The sequence below is a fragment of the Leptolyngbya sp. FACHB-261 genome (genome assembly GCF_014696065.1).
In the GTDB taxonomy this organism is placed as follows: Bacteria; Cyanobacteriota; Cyanobacteriia; order FACHB-261; family FACHB-261; genus FACHB-261.
Window position 1 is genome coordinate 164,334 of the sequence record NZ_JACJPL010000026.1, and the last position, 22,171, is coordinate 186,504.

At 48.2% G+C, this 22,171-nt stretch carries 22 protein-coding genes; 4 read left to right on the forward strand and 18 right to left on the reverse strand.

Annotated features, from left to right (window positions below):
• Positions 1–185 precede the first annotated feature (185 nt).
• The 9 genes from H6F94_RS16790 to H6F94_RS16830 form a co-directional block, all read right to left on the reverse strand.
• Complete coding sequence (locus tag H6F94_RS16790; protein WP_190803390.1) at positions 186–761, reverse strand: TMEM175 family protein; 576 nt, start codon at positions 759–761, stop codon at positions 186–188.
• Positions 762–1,433: 672 nt separating this feature from the next.
• Complete coding sequence (locus H6F94_RS16795; protein WP_190803391.1) at positions 1,434–1,961, reverse strand: GNAT family N-acetyltransferase; 528 nt, start codon at positions 1,959–1,961, stop codon at positions 1,434–1,436.
• A gap of 542 nt (positions 1,962–2,503) precedes the next feature.
• Positions 2,504–3,256, reverse strand: coding sequence for a hypothetical protein (locus H6F94_RS16800; protein WP_190803392.1), 753 nt, complete (start codon positions 3,254–3,256; stop codon positions 2,504–2,506).
• A 656-nt stretch (positions 3,257–3,912) separates the two neighbouring features.
• Entirely contained in the window at positions 3,913–5,253 is a 1,341-nt protein-coding gene (locus tag H6F94_RS16805; protein WP_190803393.1) for a S41 family peptidase, read from the reverse strand.
• A 143-nt stretch (positions 5,254–5,396) separates the two neighbouring features.
• Positions 5,397–5,831: an MAPEG family protein gene (locus H6F94_RS33585; protein ID WP_396426442.1), complete on the reverse strand. Its 435-nt coding sequence runs from the start codon at positions 5,829–5,831 to the stop codon at positions 5,397–5,399.
• A 603-nt stretch (positions 5,832–6,434) separates the two neighbouring features.
• Positions 6,435–6,938, reverse strand: a complete 504-nt coding sequence (locus H6F94_RS16815; RefSeq protein ID WP_190803395.1) for a GNAT family N-acetyltransferase — start codon at positions 6,936–6,938, stop codon at positions 6,435–6,437.
• 59 nt (positions 6,939–6,997) lie between these two features.
• Positions 6,998–7,477 (reverse strand): GNAT family N-acetyltransferase, encoded by a 480-nt coding sequence (locus H6F94_RS16820; RefSeq protein WP_190803396.1) that lies wholly within the window; start codon positions 7,475–7,477, stop codon positions 6,998–7,000.
• 153 nt (positions 7,478–7,630) lie between these two features.
• Positions 7,631–8,182, reverse strand: coding sequence for a GNAT family N-acetyltransferase (locus tag H6F94_RS16825; RefSeq protein ID WP_190803397.1), 552 nt, complete (start codon positions 8,180–8,182; stop codon positions 7,631–7,633).
• 206 nt (positions 8,183–8,388) lie between these two features.
• Positions 8,389–8,823 carry a winged helix-turn-helix transcriptional regulator gene (locus tag H6F94_RS16830; protein ID WP_242041245.1) on the reverse strand — a complete coding sequence of 145 codons (435 nt, stop codon included), beginning with the start codon at positions 8,821–8,823 and terminating at the stop codon, positions 8,389–8,391.
• A gap of 48 nt (positions 8,824–8,871) precedes the next feature.
• Between H6F94_RS16830 and H6F94_RS16835 the strand changes: the two genes are divergently transcribed.
• A complete protein-coding gene (locus H6F94_RS16835) occupies positions 8,872–9,630 on the forward strand; it encodes an SDR family NAD(P)-dependent oxidoreductase (protein WP_190803398.1) in 759 nt (252 codons plus the stop codon).
• A 484-nt stretch (positions 9,631–10,114) separates the two neighbouring features.
• Positions 10,115–11,212 carry a HEAT repeat domain-containing protein gene (locus H6F94_RS16840; protein ID WP_190803399.1) on the forward strand — a complete coding sequence of 366 codons (1,098 nt, stop codon included), beginning with the start codon at positions 10,115–10,117 and terminating at the stop codon, positions 11,210–11,212.
• Positions 11,213–11,376: 164 nt separating this feature from the next.
• Here H6F94_RS16840 and H6F94_RS16845 read toward each other — a convergent pair whose 3' ends face one another.
• The 6 genes from H6F94_RS16845 to H6F94_RS16870 all read right to left on the reverse strand — a co-directional run bounded on the left by H6F94_RS16845 (position 11,377) and on the right by H6F94_RS16870 (position 15,788).
• Positions 11,377–12,219 (reverse strand): FkbM family methyltransferase, encoded by an 843-nt coding sequence (locus H6F94_RS16845; protein ID WP_190803400.1) that lies wholly within the window; start codon positions 12,217–12,219, stop codon positions 11,377–11,379.
• A 162-nt stretch (positions 12,220–12,381) separates the two neighbouring features.
• Positions 12,382–12,558, reverse strand: coding sequence for a hypothetical protein (locus H6F94_RS16850; protein WP_190803401.1), 177 nt, complete (start codon positions 12,556–12,558; stop codon positions 12,382–12,384).
• Positions 12,559–12,634: 76 nt separating this feature from the next.
• Entirely contained in the window at positions 12,635–13,348 is a 714-nt protein-coding gene (locus H6F94_RS16855; protein WP_190803402.1) for an SDR family NAD(P)-dependent oxidoreductase, read from the reverse strand.
• Between the two features lie 151 nt (positions 13,349–13,499).
• On the reverse strand, positions 13,500–13,997 hold the full coding sequence (locus H6F94_RS16860) for a methyltransferase domain-containing protein (protein ID WP_199320487.1): 498 nt from the start codon (positions 13,995–13,997) through the stop codon (positions 13,500–13,502).
• A 371-nt stretch (positions 13,998–14,368) separates the two neighbouring features.
• The gene (locus tag H6F94_RS16865) at positions 14,369–15,016 is read right to left on the reverse strand and encodes a class I SAM-dependent methyltransferase (RefSeq protein ID WP_313949315.1); all 648 of its coding nucleotides are present in this window, start codon (positions 15,014–15,016) and stop codon (positions 14,369–14,371) included.
• A gap of 280 nt (positions 15,017–15,296) precedes the next feature.
• Entirely contained in the window at positions 15,297–15,788 is a 492-nt protein-coding gene (locus H6F94_RS16870; protein WP_190803404.1) for a hypothetical protein, read from the reverse strand.
• Positions 15,789–16,336: 548 nt separating this feature from the next.
• Between H6F94_RS16870 and H6F94_RS16880 the strand changes: the two genes are divergently transcribed.
• Together H6F94_RS16880 and katG are read left to right on the forward strand one after the other, a co-directional pair.
• A complete protein-coding gene (locus H6F94_RS16880) occupies positions 16,337–16,645 on the forward strand; it encodes a hypothetical protein (protein ID WP_190803405.1) in 309 nt (102 codons plus the stop codon).
• A 697-nt stretch (positions 16,646–17,342) separates the two neighbouring features.
• A complete protein-coding gene (gene katG, locus H6F94_RS16885) occupies positions 17,343–19,568 on the forward strand; it encodes a catalase/peroxidase HPI (RefSeq protein WP_190803406.1) in 2,226 nt (741 codons plus the stop codon).
• A 368-nt stretch (positions 19,569–19,936) separates the two neighbouring features.
• Here katG and H6F94_RS16890 read toward each other — a convergent pair whose 3' ends face one another.
• From H6F94_RS16890 to H6F94_RS16900, 3 genes are read right to left on the reverse strand one after another with little or no spacing between them, the layout of a single operon-like run.
• Positions 19,937–21,742, reverse strand: coding sequence for a hypothetical protein (locus H6F94_RS16890; RefSeq protein WP_190803407.1), 1,806 nt, complete (start codon positions 21,740–21,742; stop codon positions 19,937–19,939).
• Positions 21,699–22,004: a hypothetical protein gene (locus H6F94_RS16895; RefSeq protein ID WP_190803408.1), complete on the reverse strand. Its 306-nt coding sequence runs from the start codon at positions 22,002–22,004 to the stop codon at positions 21,699–21,701. Before H6F94_RS16895 ends, H6F94_RS16890 begins: the two co-directional genes overlap by 44 nt.
• Positions 21,974–22,153: a hypothetical protein gene (locus H6F94_RS16900; protein ID WP_190803409.1), complete on the reverse strand. Its 180-nt coding sequence runs from the start codon at positions 22,151–22,153 to the stop codon at positions 21,974–21,976. Before H6F94_RS16900 ends, H6F94_RS16895 begins: the two co-directional genes overlap by 31 nt.
• Between the last annotated feature and the right edge of the window lie 18 nt (positions 22,154–22,171).

The following is a 22,171-nucleotide window of genomic DNA, read 5'->3' on the forward strand; positions in this document are numbered from 1 at the left end:
CCACACCACTTGTAGAGCAGGACACCAATCTTACCCTTTGTAAACTCAACCCTCTCACTTGTCAGTGCCCGAAAATTGTTAAATAACTGGATGGTGATAGTCTTTGAATTCAATAGATAGCTTCTCCGTTTCGGTTCGGCGGAGTGTTAACTAGCTGACGATGTTTCTGCGTGGAACTGCGTTCCTCAGGAGGCTAGCGTCTTCTCAATGCGACGGTCAGGGACAAGCCACATGATTGCGACTAAAACATATAGCATGAAGGCAACCCATGAGTTCAAAAAGGAAAGCGGAATTGCTACAGCATAAAGCACAACTGTTATCTTGTTCTTAAAGTCCCGCCCAAGTGCAATTGCCAGAGTGGAATCTTTACCGTGGTGAGCGATCAGAACACGAGTAAGAATGAAGTAAGCAATCCCAGAAGACAACAGCACTGTGCCGTAAAGGGCAACTGGCAAGGGGACAAAGTGGTTTTCCCCGGTCCAACCAGTAACAAAGGGAATTAGTGACAACCAGAACAACAGATGCAGATTAGCCCACAGAACACTACCATTGACATTTCGAACTGCCTGTAACAAGTGATGGTGGTTGTTCCAGTAGATACCGAGATAAATAAAACTAAGTACATAGCTCAGGAATACTGGAACTAGCGGGCGTAGCGCGGCTAAATCAGCTTCATGAGGCACTTTTAATTCCAGAACCATTATGGTGATGATAATGGCCATCACCCCATCGCTAAATGCTTCTAATCTCCCTTTGCCCATTTTCGTGCGCGCTCCATTTCTGCTTGTTAAAGCAAGTTAGAATTTTGTAATCTTACCGCGTCGCATACTCTTTTGGTGAAGATCGTCTGTCCCAACGAATCACTGCCAAGACTTTCTGTGTAATTGATCACCTCAATGGCAAGTGCAAGATCTAAGTATGAAGCCAACTAACATTCCTGGTCAGTGGTTGCCAGTCACTCTGTAACTTAACTGACAGTCTCTATCAACCCACTGCACCAGGTTTGTTAGCTGAAAAACATAGCCATGAACTTAATAAAGGCTAGAGGACTCTAATGCTCGTAGTAAGGATTTGACAAATCTTTCGCCGAATACACTCGATAGTGACCCGCACAGTATAATCAGCAATGATGCAATTCCTATATTAGGCAAATTCAATTCTGTAGATGATAACGAGTAAGGAATGATCACCATAAAAGCACCAAGAGCAGATCCTCCCAAAAATCGGTAGATAGCGGTAGTGGCAGAACGCTGTTTGAGATCGGTATCTTCAGAAGCCATACAAACTCTCTTTTAACTCGCTAGTAACTCAATATTCACACACTAACATAGAGGTCTAACTGATTGGCTCATCGGCGACAAGGCAACCTTCGATGAAGCCTGTAGGCTCTAATGTGCTGTCTGACACAGCCGCATGTTGGGTGGCATTATGGGTCAGGTCGGAGGATAACCATCCCGGCTGATCTGCCAACGCCATAGCTTGCCTTCTTCAGGGTCATCAATTTCGGCAATGAATGTCATTCCCACTTTCTGCAAGACTCTATTCGAGGCGTTTCTCTCAGCCAAGGTATGAGCCATGACAACTTGCACCGCCTCGTGAGCGAAAGCGCAATCGATCAGTTGCTGTGCTGCCTCCGTTGCAAATCCGCGATTCCAATATTCGGAAGCAATTTCATATCCTATTTCTACAGTGCCTGACTCATCAGGCGGGCCTTTGAAACCTCCATTGCCAACAAGCATTCCCTCTTCTGGGTGAATAAAGAAGTATCCATGCCACTCTCTGAGATCTGGGCTAGATTCGCGAGCTTCGTCGGCAGGGAGGGAAAATGCTTCTGGAAAGTGAGGCCAGCTCTTGGGCACAGTGACCTGTAACATTTCTGCAAGCTCGCTCTTGCTGCGCAGGAGTGCTTCGATGTGAATTCGTTCGACGATGAGCAATTGAAGATTGTTGATCTTGACCATGTTCCTGTTTTATTGATCAATTTCTCATGGCAAACGGCTCTCAGCTCGAGATAAGCTGACCAATTTCAAATCAGCTAGTACATAACTTTGGACTAAGCCTTTTAGGGTAATGTGTATTGGGGTTGGCTCATGCTCCAATCTTAAATTTCCGCCGCGAATTCATTAGACCTGTTCTACAGACAGTTCACCTGTTCTGGCTCAGTCGTTGCCTACAAGCTGCTCCTGCCCCTTGGCTAGCCTCCTCTGTAACGCTCAAGTTCTGATCTGTCCGCAACATATTAGAGAGAAGGCTTCTGTATAGTATGCAGCTTCAGGTGGATAGGCAAAATGCTTTAGCCTGTTTCCGGTGCGATGCAGTTGCCCACGAGCTGCGGCGATGCTTATGAGGTGAACGGGCAACTAAACAAAACCGGCGCTGTTGAACTTGCAACCTCTTGAACTTAGTTTCCAACAGATAATTTCTAAATTATGTTCCTAACGATAACCTGAGCCCATTCACAGTCTGCGTGTTTCGGTCAAGATTTTATAATCCATCAAGCACTTTAACTTCCCCGTTCAACTCGCAAGACAGTTTTGATGGTCTCGGTAAGACGTTTCTCGAACTCTTGTATCCCTCGTGGAGTATATGAATATTGGATATAACGCATGTGTTTTATATCAAACGGTACATCATCATTATTTTGGGTGATTAGGATAACGGGTTTTCCAATCACGTGTCCAAGCCCAATCTCATAGAAAACGTTTGGATTGCGCTCTGTGCAGTCTGCAATTATCACTTTCGCTGAACAAATAGCACCCCAGACATCCAACATGACAGAATGGGCAGTCGAGAAGTCATCTCCACGCGCAATACTCAAATTCAAATCCGCCGCCACTTTTACAATGTGGTCATCATATAGAGGCTTCATTTCCGGTTTAAATGGCATTAAGACAAATATATCAGCGCTGCTAATGGACTTATTCGGTAATCCAAAATAAGGTTTCACAATCATGGACTTGTTGGGATCTAGCTTAGATACTTGTGTCAAGCTAATTCCAAGCGCGTTCTGAATCTTTTCCCATTGTTTTGAAACTTTAATCTTGCCAATTGCTGGGTGACCCCAACGATCTCCTTCTTCAGCTGTAAACTCTATAAGGCCAGCTTCTCGAAGTTCATCAAGAGTATGACGGAGGATCCCATGTGCGGTGTGATATTCATGAGGCTGTAATCTACATTGAATACATAAGCTTGTCCAGTCGTTTGCAATTCCATTGCGTAGTAGAAGAAGGATTGTGCTGCCCTGAAAGCGATTCATCTATACTTGCCTTTAAAATGATTGGCTGCCTTGGAGTTGCGGTTCAAGACTACTGTTAAGCTAGCCCTTAGATTGCTCCTCTTAGTAATTCTCTCCTATTTCACAACCTCTCGAATGCCATGATTACTTGCTTCTGGAACTCGATAGCAAAGTTGTCATCCCTAAACCAATATATACACTACCTGCAAAGTAGCGCTGTTTCTTTAAGAAACGGCGCTTTCCTCGTAACCAATGCCAGCCCAGCTAGCCAACCGTACCTTGGTGTTGTTGGGTAACTCTTTCGTTTACAGCACGGCGTGAAAGCTTTAGCTAGCCTACGAGATGTGGCATGCAGCGGGCCGCAACAAGTGCTACGAGAGCACCAGGCGGGCTTGCTAGCACCCGAATATCGACTAATCTAGCCTCGTTCAAAAGTGTCTCGACCTAGCTAGGAGCCAGCAGACAGCTACCCCCAGAACACCGCTCGTAGTCGGGCAAGAGCTGTAGTCACTGGATCAGTGCCGGGATTAGCCATTCGAAGTTGTTCAGAAAGTACATCAATCTACCTGAAAGTCTGCCTTGAAAGACTTTTAGGGATTTTACCAGTCAACGTAACCTAATCAGCCTAACGGTTGCGTTCAGCGGTGACTATGTGTCCTGGCCACAACCTTGAGACTTCAATCAGTCCGCTGCAAAGCAGTCGTTCGACCACGTATAGTTGCTGCTGGAGAATTTCCCTCTGTTCGCATAATTAACTGTTCAATTGCGTGGCGATATTGAATATCTGACCAAGAAGCAAACACGATTGTTGAATCCAACAATGGAGAATTTTCCATGTCTACGCGCACGTTTGGGATGATACCAGAACCAAGAATTGGATGACCGCTTGGTGTTCTCACTTGTCCAGTTGTCACAGCAACGACAGCCCCATCCGCAAGCGGCAAGAAGTTGTGCACTATCCCTTTGCCAAACGTCGGTGTTCCCACAACCGTAGCTCGTTTAGCCTCTAGAAGCGCGCCAGCCAGAAACTCGGCTGCGCTGGCTGTTCCTTCATTGACAAGCACCACCAATGGCTTATCTGTCAACTGTAGCCCTATGGAACGAAGTTCGGTTGTGCCGCTTCGCTCGACTGATATACCGATGGTACTCTCTCCTAAGAAGAATCCTGCAATTTCCTGAAGCGCAGATACAGAACCACCGGGATTGTTGCGCAAATCTAGCACAAAGCCATCAGCATTTTGGATGTGTTCAAGTGCTGTTTTCAATTGCTGAGGAGATGATGCTGTGAACTGATTGAGAATAATGTACCCAACTTGTCGTCCTTGCCAAACTGCTTCCAACCTTGCCTTAACTGCTGGGATGGGCGTAATCTCTCTACGGCTCAATATGACATCAAAGACTGAATTGTTCCGTTGAATAGTTAACTGCACCGTCGAACCTGCGCTACCTCGCAGCCTCATTGCCGCATCGCCTAAATCCATCCCATGCGTTGAGATGCCATTGATCCTAAGGACACGATCATTAGGACGCAATCCAGCCTCAGCAGCGGGAGTATTAGGGGCAGGGGTTACCACTGTTAGTTTTCGAGTTTGTTCGTCAATGTCAAGTGATAACAACTCAGGCAATCCCACTCCAATATGAGGCTGACCTGTAACCTCCCGTTCAAACCCTGCAAATTGTTGAGGCGTTAAGAGGCGGGTTGCCGGGTCGTTAAGCTGACCAAGTATCGCTCGAATGGCTGCGTAGGCATCTTCTGATGAGGTGTAACGATGGGATTGTATTGCCTCACGAATCTGCTGCCAATTTAGCCCACTAAAATTTGGGTCGACGTAATTCTCATCAATAATCTGCCACGCCCGCTCCACCCACTGTTGAAGGCGGCTCGAAGGTGAACTTGTGATTTTTTCCCTTGCGTTAGAAGCTTTGCCTGGTGGCACGTTCGCGAGCGCGGGTGTGCAAATGCTGAGGAGTGATGTAGCCGTGGCAATCAGAGCACTGTAGACGAGAAACGAATTCATGTGTCTCCTTGCAATGTCAGCCTGAATCACTATTTGAAGTTTACACCAAGCTTACTTATATCTCGGTCTGACAATAACCTGATTTGAGTACTTCCTCATCGAAGTTCAATAATTTATTATGCTGAATAGGTATGTTAGTAAACTTACACGTTGAAATGAATAAGGGTTACGCGCATTGCGATGAACGACACTGTGAGTGTAGCAAATAGATAGAGGTAGAACCGAAGCATGACGAAATTGGATGCGCAATGGACAACGCTATGCAATGCACAAAACGCAACAAAGACCCACGCGGCGTTTACATACATTACGTCTACCTGCTTCATGATAGAGACATATGAGACAAGTGCATAGAAAAGCACCGGAATCTCGAACAGATTCTTTAGGCTGTCCAAGGGATTGGATACATTTGGTAGCGATATTTGCGCCAGTTTTCCAGGTGCAGCGAGGTCTTTCGGGTGGAGCTTTCTACTTGTGATGAAACTGATATGACGGATGTATATGTACACCCAGACCAGGAGTTTCAGAAACACTGTTGCAAAAAAAGGACTGAAGATTGCATCTTGCGCCACTATCACCTCTCACGCTTGAGCGTTCTGATAGTTGATGGGCAAATAAATTGCACTACACGGCAAGCCTTGAGGAAACATAGAATAACGCGAAATCATAAAGTAAGTGACCCCAATCATTAACAACCGGGCAATCAATTGGATGTTAAAGACTGCCGAAGTTGCATAAAGGCTCATCTCTAGGGACCGGATGGGAGCTACTCGCTATCAATTTCCGGGTCGATGGTTATGTCAATTTGTTATTGAGCTCAAAGTTAATATAGACTGAGCGCTTCAATTTTTCTAGAGCTCGATCGGGTAGACTTCAGTCAACTTCCCCTACAAAAAATCTCCTGAAGCTTCTTTCTGAAGCCATCGACCAAGCCCGTCTTCATTCCGAACATTGCCATATGATGGTGGGACGAGCACAAATTGCAATCAATGACTGGTGTGGTGGGTTACAGGTGTAGTGGGTTGCACTTGTGAAAAGTCAATGCCTACCTTCAACACACAAATCGGTCAGATTTGTGTGCCGTCTGTCTGCACTTATCTGTTTAGGCTGCGATGCTGCAATCGCAGCACCAACCCTTTAGAACTGATCGCTTAACGCTTCTAGCTACAACGGCTTCGGTGTCAGTGCTCAGAGAGGCTACGTCCAGCCCACTGCTCCTGAGGTGTCAGTGCCTTGCGATAAACGATCTTGTCATCGCCTGCACTGTAGAAGTCGCGGATCCGCGCTTCCTCGTCGTAACCGCACTTGCGGTAGAATGCCCGCGTGCGCTCGAAGCCCGGTAACCCTGACGTTTCCACCAGCAGCATGCGCCCGCCCCGCGCAGCCAACGTTTGTTCAACGTAGCGCAGCAGTGTCCCACCGCGTCCTTGTCCCTGGCGGTCGGGTCGGATGGCGATCAATTGCAGGTTCCACGTCTGATCGGTCATCCGTTCCGGCTCGCAGTAGGCGACCCCCACCGGTCCGTCGTCGTCGTCAGTGATCCAGAAATGATCACTGTTGCTGTCGCTACCGAAGTAATCGGCCAGCATTTCGCTCAGCTCCTCAAGCTCATTCGGCTGAAAGCCAATCACGTCTGCTATGGCGAGCAGCGCGGCGGTGTCATCGGGCGTAGTCGGTCGAATCATAGAGAACTCTGTGTAAGTGTAAAAGCAGTAGCAGGAGATCTCGAAGGTGCCATCCGCACCTATAGCTTCTTGAAGTACCTAGCGATTGGAAGCAGCCCGAAGCCTAGCTTTTCATAGGTGCGACGTGCTGGAGCATGACCGGGGTCGCCTCCAGTCTCTACCATCGCAACAGACATCCCAGCGTCTTTCATCCAATCAAGAGTGAATTCTATAAGAGCGCTGCCAATACCCTGACCTTGGAAGTCTGGGTCGACGGCGACCATGTAGATTTCACCCATGCTGGACTCGGAATCTAGTTTCACGGCTACAAAGCCCACAGTTGAACCTGCATCGATAGCAACCCATACATTCGTGTCTTCCCCAGCACAAACATCCTCGACAGCTTTTTGCTGGCTCACACGCCAATTATCGGGATAGAATGCCTGGTACACATCAGCGTCCATCGCGTTTTGAATCGAATCAAAGACCGGACCCCATGCCCGAAGCGAAAGACGAATAACGGCATCAAGTTGGTGGGGGGTGTATGGTTCAATGTGCATTTTGTATAGACTCCAAAAGACGCGAGGTTCCTAGGTGCTCAAGCTGCCTAAGGTTGCTTGTCACCCACTGCAGATAACCTCAGACGCTTAGTCAGCAAGCTCTTAGTAGTCGGTGTGCATTGGCATTGTTATGTCTTGCAACACACAGAATTCTTAAATGGGACGCTCCCAACGTTCGCCGTACTGTCGATATCCAACCCGCTTGAACGTAGAAATCATCCGCACATTGTTGACATCTGTGTCACAAAATATTCGCCAAACTCCGATATCTTGTAACATTCGTGTTCCTTGCAACAACAGATCGTTTGCAAAACCCAATCCTCGGTACTCTGGCACAACTCCGATATCGTAGATAGTTGCTTCTTCTAAATCTTCTTTGGCACAGTTTTTAAAGATGACAGGAAGCACAAATCCTACAACGTCCCCGCTCTCGTTAATCCCAAACTGCCACCAGCTATCTTGATACGAGAAGTCATCGCTTGCCGAGCTCAAATATCTTTCAACTGCTTGGTGAGGCTCGGGTTCTGAAACTTTCCTCTGATGACTTGGATTCATTGACGAAGCCCAAACACGGACAACGATTGAGATCAGTTGGTTGCCATGCATTGCATTGACAGGTTTGAAGGTTAACCGCTGTGGAACTTCAATCAGCGGTCTATGCTCTTCCCAAACAAAAGGCACTTTTAGATAGGTCTGCTGATTCATAGGCAATAGCAATAAGAATCTGTAAACTTTGCCAATCGTACTACAGAATACTACAAAGTGCAACTCGCTTGGTTCTGAATGCTCAAAAATAACTTTTAGGCTGCTGCCCTCGCTGACCAACCAGCGACATAGTGGCTCAAGTCAGCCCCTGCAGTAACCTCGAACCTAACTGCAGGGGCTGACGAAAGTCTGCTGCATTTAAATGGTTAGACGGTTGCCTGGCTCTCTATCAAATCTTGGTCCTGTTGCTGTGCCTCAAGTTGTCGCTGCAGCTCCTCAATGGAATCTAGAATTGGCATGAAACGCAGCCCAAAATCTGTAAGTTGATACTCCACATGAGGTGGAACTTCAGGATACACAACCCTCTCTAGGATACCCAGGCTTACCATACGGCGGAAGTAGTAGTTTCCAACTTTAGGTGTTAGTCCCTCTAGCTCACGCTCAATAGCACCAGGGCGGCAGACACCCCTGCGGATAAGGCCCAAGATACGGAGTGACCATTTGCAACCAAAAACAGCCTCTACAACCTCTGCTACATTTGGCACTCCTTTCAAAACTTTTTTCTCCTGATAGGACTGCATTTCTTTCATTAAAGTACCGTACCTAACAAAAATGTACATTCTTGTAAGAACTTGCGGCATCTTTTACGCTCTAAATCACAACAAGCGCAAAGAATTAGGGAGAAGAAGATGAGCCTGAACGATAAAGTTGTGCTGATTACAGGAGGGGGTACTGGTATTGGTGCAGATGCTGCCCATGCTTTCCATGCTGCTGGAGCTAAAGTTGTTCTTAACGGACGGCGCCAAGATAAGTTGTCGCAAACAGCCGCAAAAATAGACCCATCTGGCGAAAGTGTTGCTTATTTAGCTGGTGATATTGGACGCCTGGAAACAAGCCAAAACTTGATGGAACTTGCAGTTGAACGATTTGGTGGTGTAGATATACTATTCAATAATGCAGGTGTATTTCAACCAAAAGCGTTTCTTGACCATACAGAGCAAGATCTCAACGGTTACTTGAATCTGCTGCGGGGATACTTTTTCACGTCACAAGCTGCCATTCCAGAAATACGTAAGCGGGGTGGTGGAGCTATTGTAAACCTCGGTTCGATGTGGGCATTACATGCGATCGCCGCAACTCCATGTAGTGGCTCCTCAGCCGCTAAAGGCGCTGTGCATGCGCTCACACGCAACTTAGCGATCGAGTTTGCACCAGAGAATATTCGTGTCAACGCCATTGCACCAGCTGTGGTTGAAACACCTCTTTTTGATTCTCTGCTAACGCCTGAGCAACTCGCTTCTTTTAATGCCTTTCACCCATTGGGGCGTAATGGGCAACCTAAAGATATCACGGAAGCAGTTTTGTTTTTGGCAGATGATTCACGTTCTGGTTGGATTACAGGAATCGTTTTACCTGTAGACGGCGGTGTAACCACAGGACGCAACTAATTTAAGTCAGTCTCCCTTGGTAGTGGAGTATTTTCTAAAACCATATTTCCACTACCTGACCAACCTTGTCGAAACACTATCTCAACCAATAATCTAAAGCCGTCTAACCTTCCTGCCCACCGTCTGCCACGGTCTTTGTTACAACATTAGTAGCTTGCAACAATTCAGTGCAGCATGATGTTAGCTATCAAAAGAGCATTTAGTGTTTTGGCGGATAGAATGCCACTCAACCAAAATCTTCCAGTTTTAGAGGTTTTAACAACTTTTTTAAAGAGACGATGAATCCTTGTAAAGATCAAGTGTGAAGATGAAGAATAAGCAATATTTGAGGTATTGATTGTGATAGAAGCTTCTAAACTTTAGAGGCAGTAGTTCTAATCGCCCAAACTATCACCTAGCTTAAATTCGTTGATGTTTGAACAATGTTTTTTGAGAAGATCGTTCGTCTCCACAACTCCTGTTACAAGTATTGCGGCGCAAACCCATGGTAATCAAATGGCTATACGGATTTGTTTCTGCCTCTAACCTCCTTCGTTGTCTTGTTTTACTATCTCTACTGTTATTCAGCAGTAGTTGTCTGTTTGAGTCTATTGAACGTAAAGGAGATAGAGGAGACTGTTCAGATGTTACTAATGGGATATCTGAGCAAGATCTCTATTCCTTGGGATCTGAAGAAGTAAATATTGATAATCTAAAAGCTTCTCTAAAGAGTTGGAATAGTGCAACTCGCTATCAAGCTCTTTGGGTTCTGATTTTTAAAACAGAGCCACACACAATATTAACTACCCTCATGACAGCGGTTCAAGATGAAGATCCGAGGGTACGAGAAACTAGCATTAAAGGACTGGCTACGGCAGCTGAATCTCAAGCAACACTAATCCCTCAAATTTTTCCCATCTTAACTCAAGCAATGCGGGATAGAGATCCAGGAGTACGTGTAGCTGGTTTTAGCGGACTAACTACAGTTGCCCTACATCAAAAGACATTAATTCCTCGTGTCCTCCCTTTGTTCACGAATGGATTGAAGGATCGAAGCGCTTGCGTCCGTGCCAGCTCTGCATCATTTCTCGAAAGTCTTATCCGGGAGTCAGGACCTTATAAGAGCGAGTTAGAATTAGTTATTCCAGATTTGATTGTAATGGCGTCAAGAGATTCAAGTGCTTGGGCACGTAGGCATGCTCTAGATGGTTTGGGCTCAGCAAATGTAGCTTCAGAAGAAATAGTTCCTATACTAATTACGGTTTTGAAGAGTGATCCAGATGCAACTCTTCGTAACGTATCGGCTACTGCATTGGGTCAGAAGGTAGCAGAACCAGAGGCTACTAAAGCGCTAATTGAAGCCATTAGCGACCAAGATGCAAGAGTTCGTACTTCGGCAGTATACAGTTTGCTGAAAATAGAACCAAACCCATTGATTAACCAAAGTAATTTGGAGAAGTTGTCTGACCAAGGATTAAAAACGGCTATCTGGGCTCTGGAGAGATGGTCAAAAGGCCCAGATGTGGAGAATTGGAAAAAAACTGCTATCCCACCCATCCTCAATGCTTTAATTGCTGAAAGAAGTTCACGCTTACAAAAATAACGCTGTTTCTGATTTAGGGGCTAATGCTCGTGTTAAGGGGTGTAGTTAACATTCATAACCCCGACCAGCGTTTTTTTAGTCCAAGTGCATGTGCTTTTTAGGCTGTGCCATGACTCTATCCAGAGTTTACCTTGGCGCACTCATTCTTCGTTGCTTCTAAGGCGCTAACGAGTTTTGGTCGCCTGTAGGACAGTTGACACATAGTCGAGCACAAATCCCGGCTCCGCTTCTTCAATCTGAACTCTACTCATCGGCATAAATTCTTTAAATATCGGCTCAATAGAAGAACTCGACGCAAATATAAAGCCATCGAAAGAAGTTGTGCCGCAATCGAAATCAGACGATACTTCAACTGTATAACCAAAACCCTCAAGCCGTTCCACAACATCTAAATGCAATTGTTGGGAATGGGTTGAGATAAAGAGATAGTCTATTTTTTTATTTGTCAATGAATTAGAGCAGCCCTCCAACATCTCCACTTCATATCCTTGGATATCAGAATGAAGGATGTCGATTTTCTGTATACTTCTTTCTGCTAAATATTTATCAACCTCAAACTGGTCGTTACCGACAAATGCCTGAATGAATTCGCCAGTGAACCCATTCAGCTCAAAATTATGTTTTCCTACGTTTAGATTCTGTGGTTCTGGCTCCACCAGATGAACTTTTGCATTGGGATAGGTTTTCTTCAGCCACATTGAGTAGTGTCCCCAGTAGGCACCCAGTTCAACCATCAGGGGCGAGGTTTGGAGGTGATTTAATACTTCTTGAAATACAAATTCCTCTAGGGGTTCATGAACTCCGCGATTTATGCAGAGAATCGAACTGAACTCATCATAGTAGGCGTAAGGACCAGAGATTGGCACCTTCAACCCGTTGTGAAGATAAACATCATTGCCTTCCACAAAGCCAGCACGAGGATCCCTTCGGATAGCAAGGTTAAGTGGGTCTGAGACAATTTCTCTAAATCGTCCTGTGAAGTCCTCAGCGATAGCTTTTTGTCCCATCTGTCTTAACCTCTGGTAAACCGAGCGATTGACTACAATTTGAAGTTATAGCAGTCTAACGGTTAAGTTGAGCCGACGCAAATAACAGCCAAACCCCAGTCCACAACTTCGCGGTGTTCGGCTTCAACAACAGCTAGCTCCCACCGCGATTTTCTGAGGGAGCTACGCCACCCGTGTCACGACGACATCATGGGCTATGCTGCTCTCAATGCCTGTGCTCCCATCAGGCCCGTCAGCTGCCGGTGAGATGTGTCCGTTCTCGCTGAATTTGCCACGAGACGCTTCAGATCTAGGAATGGTTCGAATTTTTGTGAATTGTCCGTGGTCATGTTGAGTCACTGTTCAGATTCTCTCATGCCTTGATGGTTCCGGTGCAAGGCATTGTTGGGCGTGCTAGCTGTACACTGCCCTTTCCTTAGAATGGGTCGAGCATTGCCACAATATCAATGTCTCTGATACAGCTCTCTCTTGAAATTTTAATGATGCATTCCATAACCGTAACTAAATCTTGTGGAGCTATTACTCCGTCATATCCCTCAACCGGCTCAACCTCCATCTTGTCTTGGTGGAATCGAATTGTGCCGAATGTTCCAGGATTAAGCAATGTGATACCAGTTTTTTCCTGACGTAATCCCTGTTTGAGGGCGTTGACAACCCCTCGTAGACCAAACTTTGAAGCAGCATAAGCAACTGCTTGACCACTTACGTAATCATGGCTGTTCGCTGAACCCACTAGGATAATTTTGGGGTTCTGCGACAGCCTTAAGTTTGGCAATAGGGCTTTAATGCAAGAAATTGCAGTGACTAGATTGATCGTCAATATCCTTTCGTTCTCTTCATCTGTAACATCTTCAAATTTGTACTGTTCTGTAAACGCGAGTGTTTCCCAGATTCCAGCGTTGTAGATAGCAGTATCAAGTTCTTCTGCTGCGATCGCACTTGATACAACTTGGCTCGCACCCTTCTTCGCTAAATCAGTTTCTATCCAAATCCGCTCGATTTGATCTTCAAGATGCAATGTAGGTTTTGCCCTAGAGACAAGCCACACCTTATCACCTGATTCTGGAACGAAGCGATGAAAGACTTCGCCCAAACCCCAGCTGGCACCAAAAATAACAAAACGGTTCATCTTCTATCAAGAACCTTGAAGCATTGTCTGATCAACAACCTCATGGTAGCTTGAGTCTAAACCTACGCAGATAATCTTTCAATACCGTCTCCATTAGTGTGAAACAGCTTGGGGTTGCGGTCAAGCGGCTGTAAGCAACCTTTCTTCTACATTAGGGGCCTAAGGTTTTATAGGCTATTACAAAGAACATTGTGACATCATTCCAATAACCTTCTGTGGTTGAAGCTTGATTGATTTGTGTGAGGTATTCCTGTTTACATCGTTCCAGCTGTTCTTCTGACCATTTTGCACCCTGAAGGCCAAATGCACTGTTGGCATTGCCTACCCAAACACGTTCTGCATCTTGTAAGTAGAAGCCAAATTGTTCGGTTTTGATTTTGCTCTCTTCAAATCCAACCATTTTTAAGATTTGGTGGCATCTCCCAGGTGTTCCAAGTAATTTATTAGGATTTGGGATAGTAACCCCGTATTTTTGTGCCACTGCTCGAGATAAGACAGACGCGGATGGGGAGCTTTCAGCAAGGCAGGAAAAGGCAACGACTCCCCCCGGTTTCAAAGCCTTGTGCCATCGACGGAGTGCTGTCGAAATATCTATCAAGTAAACAATTGCCGATGAACAAAGGATGGCCTCAAACTGGCTCTCCTGCAATTCTTTCTCATCTGCATCTGCTTGCTCAGATGTTTGTCAATCCTAAAGTCTCAATCTTCTGCTGAGCTTGCTGCAACATCTAGAACTTGCTGACCTGGCTGTAATTTCGCCAACTCTACTAACCGAGTTGCAGCCTGTCTGTGAAACTCGTTCTCATAATTTGGGCAGTTGTTGAAGTCATTGAGAACCTGCTGTTTGTAAGCACTAGATGAGGAGTCAATCATATTGAGCTACTGATCTGGCTCCCTCTATTGTGCTGTCGATAGTTGATCCTTGACCAAAGTTCCGTCGTAACACAACTTGAACCCAAACCCTCACAGACGAGCCTCAAATCTTGCTCCTAGCGAGAACTTGTGGCATAACGGTCGTCGTTATGTGGCACCACGGCGACCCACGACGATCGGTTGGGGAAGGATTCCGTTCAAGCGTTGGACATCTGTAAAGCCTACCTCTCTAAAAAGAGACATCAGCCGCTCAATTGTAATCGTATAGTAACGAGATAAACCAGCAGTAACCCTAGCAGGAGTGCCTTCTCTTATCTCCTGTACAAAATACATGGCAACGTCGTAAGTATCGTGACTCCAATCACGAGTTTGATACACGAAGTAGCGATCGCTCCCGTCGTAGCGGAACCCATATGGCCACATCTGTGGGGAGGATCTATCCTCATCCTCAAGGTACTCGCGGAGGTTCACGACAGCCACTCCATTTTGCCTCAAGCACTTGTAGAAACCTCGGAGCGCAACTCGGATCTCATCTTCGCTAGAGAGATGTGGTAGGGAGTTGTCAGCGGTTAATACCACATCAAATCCAGAGCCATGAGTTTCGGCACAGTGCCGCATGTCTGCCACTTTAAACGTAATGTTGAGTCCGCGTGTTACCGCTTCTTTTTGCGCTCGGTTAACGGCTGCTGCCGCTAGATCAGATGCCGTAACAGTGTGTCCGAGCGTGGCGAGTCCCAGTGCCTGTGTTCCAATCCCGCATGAAACATCAAGGATCAATAGTGGTGCTGAACCCACCCAATTACTAAGGACACTGTTCAGAGCGGAGCCCTGCGTTTCGATGGCTTCGTTCCAGTTGGGATAAATCAGGTGATAAAGACTAGCAATATCGTCGTACATATCAATATTGGCGACGTGTGAACTAGAAACCGTGACGAAGACCAATTCATGTTGCTGGCCTGCGGCCTGTGGAACTACTACTTGGAGTTAACGAGGTAGAACAAGTTGAACCCATGCAATTTAGAGATCCACTCAATAATTCCCTACGATTTCGCAACTTCTCTAGTAGATATAGATGCTAAGGATATTCAATTAAAACAGGACCTTCTGGAAGGAATCGACCTCGATAGTTAGTTTTCTTATCCTTGCCACACAGGTTTCCCATCGGAATCGGCTTCTTGAGCGGCTCTAACTCTTGCACCTCCCAAAACACTGCCCAGTTTGGGGTGTCGGTAGCGGTTGATTTAGGGCGATAAATTGATTTACCTGGATAGCGACCTCGACGAGAACCGACATAGCCCACGTACAATCCCCGCCAGGTTACCTCTGGGTTTAAGGGTTGATCCCCTTTGGCATGAGAGGCATAGATGAAAACCTCGATTGCCTTTCCATCTCGCAGCTTTTCGACTTCACCAAAGAGTTCAAACGCCATGCTGCCAAAAGCCACTTTTGGCAGATGATCGGGCGGTAGCTCGTCAGAGTCAAGCTGGGCGGCAATCGCCTCCAAGCCAGAGATCAGGTGCATCTCTGGGACGGGAGCAAGAATTGCGAAGGCGTGAGTTTTTTGCATGAGTCTGAGTGCGTGAACAAAAAGTCAGCTTTTATAAACTACTAGGAACAGGTCAGCTTTTGGAGCACTAGAAAGCAAAACGGGTCGGCTCAACGATAGTCCGTTGCTTCAACCGCCGCACCATCACCACTTGAAGTTGCTTGCGGTCTGGTTCACCCCCCTGGCAAACCATTGAGTATCTAGCAATTCCAGCAATGCCGTCAAGTTCCCTGGATAACCGTTATGAGGAATCGCGGTCAAAAATAGCTTGTGTTCAAAGTGGAAAACGAGTAAGCGAATGGTGACCGTTCCCTGAGAGCCGACCTTATACTGCCCGCTGCCGGAAGGAGCCAACTTATGGGCCTCATCCACAGTCAGCAGATCAAAGCGACGGGGGTAGATAGATAAGCCTTTACTGATTTGTTCTCAAGATAGTAGAGCGTGCTTTTGCCTGGGTTGAGTGGTTTTGTGGATTTAAGCGACGGTTGGGTGGAGTGATTGGGGGCTTGTCTGTGTTTCTACTTATAAGTTTGTTGCGATTTATTGCTTGGGTGGGACTGGAATCAACAATGGCGACCGCCGAAATAACATCTGCGGTCGCCGAAACAGCTTTTGAGTATTCCGAAATAACATCTGCGGTCGCCGAAACAGCTTTTGAGTATTCCGAAATAACATCTGCGGTCGCCGAAACAGCTTTTGAGTATTCCGAAATAACATCTGCGACTGTGGAAATAGCTTTTGAGTACTTCGAAATAACATCTGCGACTGTGGAAATAACATTGGCGACTGCGGAAATAGCTTTTGAGTACCCGGAAATAACATCCGCGACCGTCGAAGTAATAAATACCTACGGCGATGCTCGCGGCGTGAAGGAGTAGCGCAACAAAACCTACACGGTTGAACCAGCGACATCTGCTCGAATTCAGCAGACAAGCTCTAGATTACGTCCTCACCCACAACCTGAGTAGCCTAACGTTGACCATTACCTGCCGCAGACAATTTCTTATTGCCAACAGATAAACTCTCGGCGGTCAGGTGTATGGGCGTTGTTAGGCATATTGCACCTAAATGTAACAATAGAGCGCCGCTTATTGATTTCAGGAGACAGTTCCTCACTGCAAACCAGTTGAGAGTGGATTATTCTGCCGTTTCTCCCGCTGCTTTGCGAGTAAGAAGATGGGTGGCTCAGTGTCATGTGAGCTTTGTGGAGAGTGGCCGCGATCGACTAGAGCCCAACGAAGCGGAGAGGGCAGGTTGGCAAAGCCTGGCTTATTGACGCAGTGTTGTAAAAAAGCAGTGCCTCAGGTCTGCAGCCCAGGATAAACAGATTCAATTTTGTAGAGATATTAAGTCTTGCGAAGCAATCTCTTTTTTGGCTCCCAAAGGTGGATTTGATAGATTAATCTTCTATCAGAAGTCGTAACGAGTATGACTTAATAAGATGAGTGAGCTCAACAAGTTGACGACAGCAGTCTGTTGTGCCCATGCGAATGTAAGGGGCGATGCGCTCTGCTCAATAAAAGGCGGCGCAGAGAAGAAAGAAAAAACACACCAAAATCTACAGTAGGGGACACTATGAGCAGCGAAAGCGGATGCCCGTTTACAGGCGGAGGTCAGAAACAGGTTCGTCATGTGCCGTCGAACCGAGACTGGTGGCCGCATTACTTAAATCTGAACATCCTCCACCAGCACTCATCCCAGGCCAATCCCATGGGTGAGGCGTTCAATTACGCTGAGGAGTTCAAGAGTCTCGACTTAGCTGCCGTGAGAGCAGATATCTTCGAGCTGATGACTACCTCTCAGGACTGGTGGCCAGCCGACTACGGCCACTATGGGCCGCTCTTCATCCGGATGGCTTGGCACAGCGCCGGCACGTATCGGATTGGCGACGGTCGCGGCGGTGCGGGCTCGGGTAGCCAGCGGTTTGAGCCCCTCAACAGTTGGCCCGACAATGCCAACCTCGACAAGGCGCGCATGTTGCTTTGGCCTATCAAGCAGAAATACGGCAAAAAAATCTCCTGGGCTGACCTCATGGTCTTCGCCGGTAACTGTGCGCTCGAGTCGATGGGCTTCAAGACGCTCGGCTTTGCTGGTGGGCGCGTGGACGTCTGGGCACCAGAGGAGGACATCTACTGGGGCTCTGAGAAAGCCTGGCTCGGCAACGAGCGTTATGAAGGCGATCGGGTGCTGCTGAATCCCCTCGCCGCCGTTCAGATGGGCCTGATCTACGTGAACCCAGAAGGTCCAGATGGCGAGCCTGACCCGATCGGCTCAGGGCGCGATATTCGCGAGACCTTTAGTCGGATGGCGATGAACGACGAGGAGACCGTCGCGCTCACCGCTGGCGGACACACCTTTGGCAAATGTCACGGTGCGGGTGAAGCGACGCACGTCGGTGCTGATCCTGCGGGTGCCACCGTCATCGATCAGGGCCTCGGCTGGAAAAACGCCTTCAACACGGGGGTCGGTGTCGATGCGATCACCAGCGGTATTGAAGGCGCATGGACGCCCACACCGACGCAGTGGGACAACAGCTATCTCGAAACCCTGTTCAAATATGACTGGGAGCTGACGAAGAGCCCGGCTGGCGCGTGGCAGTGGAAGCCCAAGGGTGACGCGGGTGCGGGTACGGTGCCCGACGCACACGATCCGTCGAGACGGCACGCCCCCATGATGACCACGGCGGACATGTCCATGAAGATGGACCCCATCTACAACCAGATCGCGCAGCGCTACCGCGACAACCCAGATGAGTTCGCAGATCAGTTCGCTAAGGCGTGGTTCAAGCTGACACACCGCGACATGGGACCGCGATCACGCTATCTCGGTCCGGAGGTTCCTCAGGAAGAGTTCTTGTGGCAAGATCCCATCCCCGCAGTCGATCATGAATTGATTGATGAACAGGACATCGCCGCTCTCAAAGCCAAGATTCTAGGCTCGGGGCTGTCTGTCTCCCAACTGGTTTCGACCGCTTGGGCATCGGCGTCCACGTTCCGCTGCTCTGACATGCGTGGTGGAGCGAACGGGGCACGCATTCGTCTTGCGCCGCAGAAGGATTGGGAAGTCAACCAGCCAGAGCAGTTGGCAACAGTGCTGCAAACTCTGGAGGGAATCCAACAGGAGTTCAACAGCTCACAGTCGCGTGGCAAGCGGGTTTCGATCGCTGACTTGATCGTTCTGGGGGGCTGCGCAGCTGTCGAACAAGCGGCGAAAAATGCTGGTCACGACGTGGCGGTTCCCTTCAAGCCAGGACGCACCGATGCGTTGCAAGAGAAAACGGATGTCGAGTCCTTCGCGGTGCTTGAGCCGACTGCGGACGGGTTCCGCAACTACACTAGCGGCAAACACAGTGAATCACTTGAAGAGTTGCTGGTCGATCGGGCGCAGTTGCTAAGTCTAACAGCTCCTCAGATGACGGCTCTCGTGGGCGGCTTGCGCGTTTTGGGTGCGAACTTTGGAGGGTCCAAACACGGCGTCTTCACCGATCGCCCAGAGACGTTGACCAATGATTTCTTCGTGAACCTGCTCAACCTGGGCACAACGTGGAAGGCGACCTCTGAAGCGGAGTATGTGTTCGAAGGCAGCGATCGCAAAACCGGCGAACAGAAGTGGACCGCTACCCGTGTCGACCTCATCTTCGGCTCAAACTCTCAACTCCGCGCCCTCGCGGAAGTCTACGGAGCCGAGGACTCACACCAGAAATTTGCGAATGACTTTGTGGCGGCGTGGGATAAGGTGATGAACCTCGATCGCTATGACCTTCGCTCAGTCCAAGCGAAAAGCTCTGCGAGGAGTTTCTAAGCGTAACTTCAGCTGATCATCAAGTGATTAGAGGTCGAGGCTACGCTAACCTGCGGAAATCTTGAACGCGGGTGGAAGCCAGAGACAAACATGAGGGCGGCGTTTCAACTTGTCTTGAAACGCCGCCCTCTGATTGGTAGCTCTCATTTTAGAGAATGGGTATTGCGCCAAAGCTGCTTATGGTCCTAACCAAACTAATACCTTGGGAAATTTACAAGGAGATCGTCAGCGTCTGATGCAAACGCATACTCGCCCAATACGCCGGGAGTTGTCGCCGCGAGGATGGCCGCCAGGAAGGTAGCAAGAAGCAGAACACAACATATAAAGCTTGGCTCGTCGTTACACCGGAATAGTGGAACTTGCCGGTATCACGGCCACCACCGTCCCACATCCTGGAGCGCAATCACAACTTCTGCCACTGCTGCCCGACCTCCTAGGGCACAGATAACCGAAGCTAGCGCCAATAAGTTAGGCACAAAGTCCCGATGAGGTTGGAAAGATAGCGAGTGGAGTGTATTTTGCCAAAGGGGAAGAAGTTCGCCCGTTTGCATCTTTGACATCTGGGACCCTAGGGCAATCAAAGCTGAAGCGCGATCGCGCTCAAACCGAATACCCCTAGCGGTAACGAGTGCTTCTGGTAACAAATCAGGTGGTAGCTTGGGCGCTAAAGCCGAGAGAGCTGAGGCGCGAGCGTGATCAGACTGAATAGCCCTGGTGGCGGCAAATGCTTCTGGTATCACCTCTGGCAACTTAGACGCTAAGGCAATCAAAGCTGTGGCGCGATCGCTCTCAGACTGAATATCTCTAGCGGCAGCGAGTGCTTCTGGTAACAAATCAGGCGGCAGCTTGGGCGCTAAAACCGAGAGGGCTATGGCTTGAGACCAATCCTCTTCACTCGCCCTAGCAGCAGCGAGTGCTTCTGGTAACACCTCTGCTTGCAACTTCTCTGGCAGCTTGTCCGCTAGGTCCGAGAGGGCTATAGCGCGACACCAATCTTCTTCAATAGCCCTAGCGGCAGTGAGTATATCTTCTAATACCTCTGCTTGTAATTCCTCTGGCAGCTTGTCCGCTACAGCCGTTAGGGCACCAGCGCGATACACGTTGTCGCGAAATTCCTTAGACGGAATAGCCTTAGCAGCGTTGAGTGCATCTTCTAATACCTCTGCTTTTAACTTCTCTGGCAGGAAATCTACTACAGCCGAAAGGGCTAAAGCGCGACAATACTCAGAATTCCGGTGGCTAAAAGCCTTGGCGATGGTGAGTGCTTCTAGTAACAAATTAGGCGGCAGCTTGGGCGCTAAGCTCTTTAGAGCCTCAACGCGAGTAATCCCAGACGGCATAGCCCTGGCAATGGCGAGTGCTTCTGGTAATAAGCTAGGTGGCAGCTTGAGCACTAAGCTCTTTAGAGCATTGAGGCGATCTTGCTCGTACTGAATAACCTTGGTGGCTGCGAGTGCTTTTTGCAGTGCTTCTTCTTTTAGGTTTTGTGGTGAATAATCGCTGATCTCTGTAAGTAAAATTGCTTTAGTTTCTGGGTTCGAGCTTTGCAAAGCATGAGCTAGTCCTTGTTTAGGAACTCGTACATATTTTTGGAGCAGTGCGCCCAGTAAAGGGGGTGGTAAATCAGCGCTTAGGCTATTTAAAGTAGACACAATCAGGGCATAGCGGCATTGCAAAGCGATCGCCCGCAATGGATCATCCTCAAAGAGATCTTCCGCTAACTGCCAAGCGAGTGCTACATCGGCAACAACAATAGCGGTTTGTCCGAGGCGTTTGCACGCTTCATGCCAGCCGTTGCAACCCGGCGAAATCTCCTCACGCAGTAGCTTGTGGATTTCATCGCCCCAGCCTGCTTGCTTTAGATGCCAAGTGAGACGAGCATGAATATAGCCATCATCAGCAAGTGTGTGCCATAGCTTAGACTGCGTGCGGACTCGATAGCGCTTTAGCAGTTCAGCGTGGCCTTTCGCTAGGGGAATACCTAGTCCTGTAGTCTGATTCGTTGTCAACAGACGACGGGCAACATCATGCAAGAGCTGATCCAGATGGTAGGCAGGCCAGGTGCGTTTTCCTACCTGTATGGGTGGGCTAGGAAGGAGAAGCGCATCATTGCAGAGGAGTTCTAGCCGGTTAGCCGCTTCCGCTTCCTCCACGCCCCAGAGAGTGGCAGCCATTGGTGCGGCTATGAGCAGCATCATCTAGCAAGACTCCGAGCCAAACAAAGTTCTGCCATCCTTCTAGGTCATCATCCCGCAGTGCGTTTAAGCTCAAGCTCAAACAGGCTTCTAAGCGCGTCGCTTCCTTTCGACGGGGATGGGGGTCTGACAAGGCCTCTAGGCGGGCCATCTCTTGCTCCAACATGCAGATCAGGTCGGACCAAGGGGTTGTTCGCGCTAGCCGCGCTGCTAGCTCCAACGCGATGAGGAGATAGCCCACCGCTTCTCTGCCAACTTCAATGCTTCTTCCCGTTCTGCCTTCTCCAGAGCGCGTCCTATGCGTTTTGACATCAACGCCAGAGATTGTTCTGGCGTTATAAAATCCAGTTGATACAGCTGTGCTCCCACTTCATCTGCAGGGTCTGCCATAAAGCTGTAAATTTCACT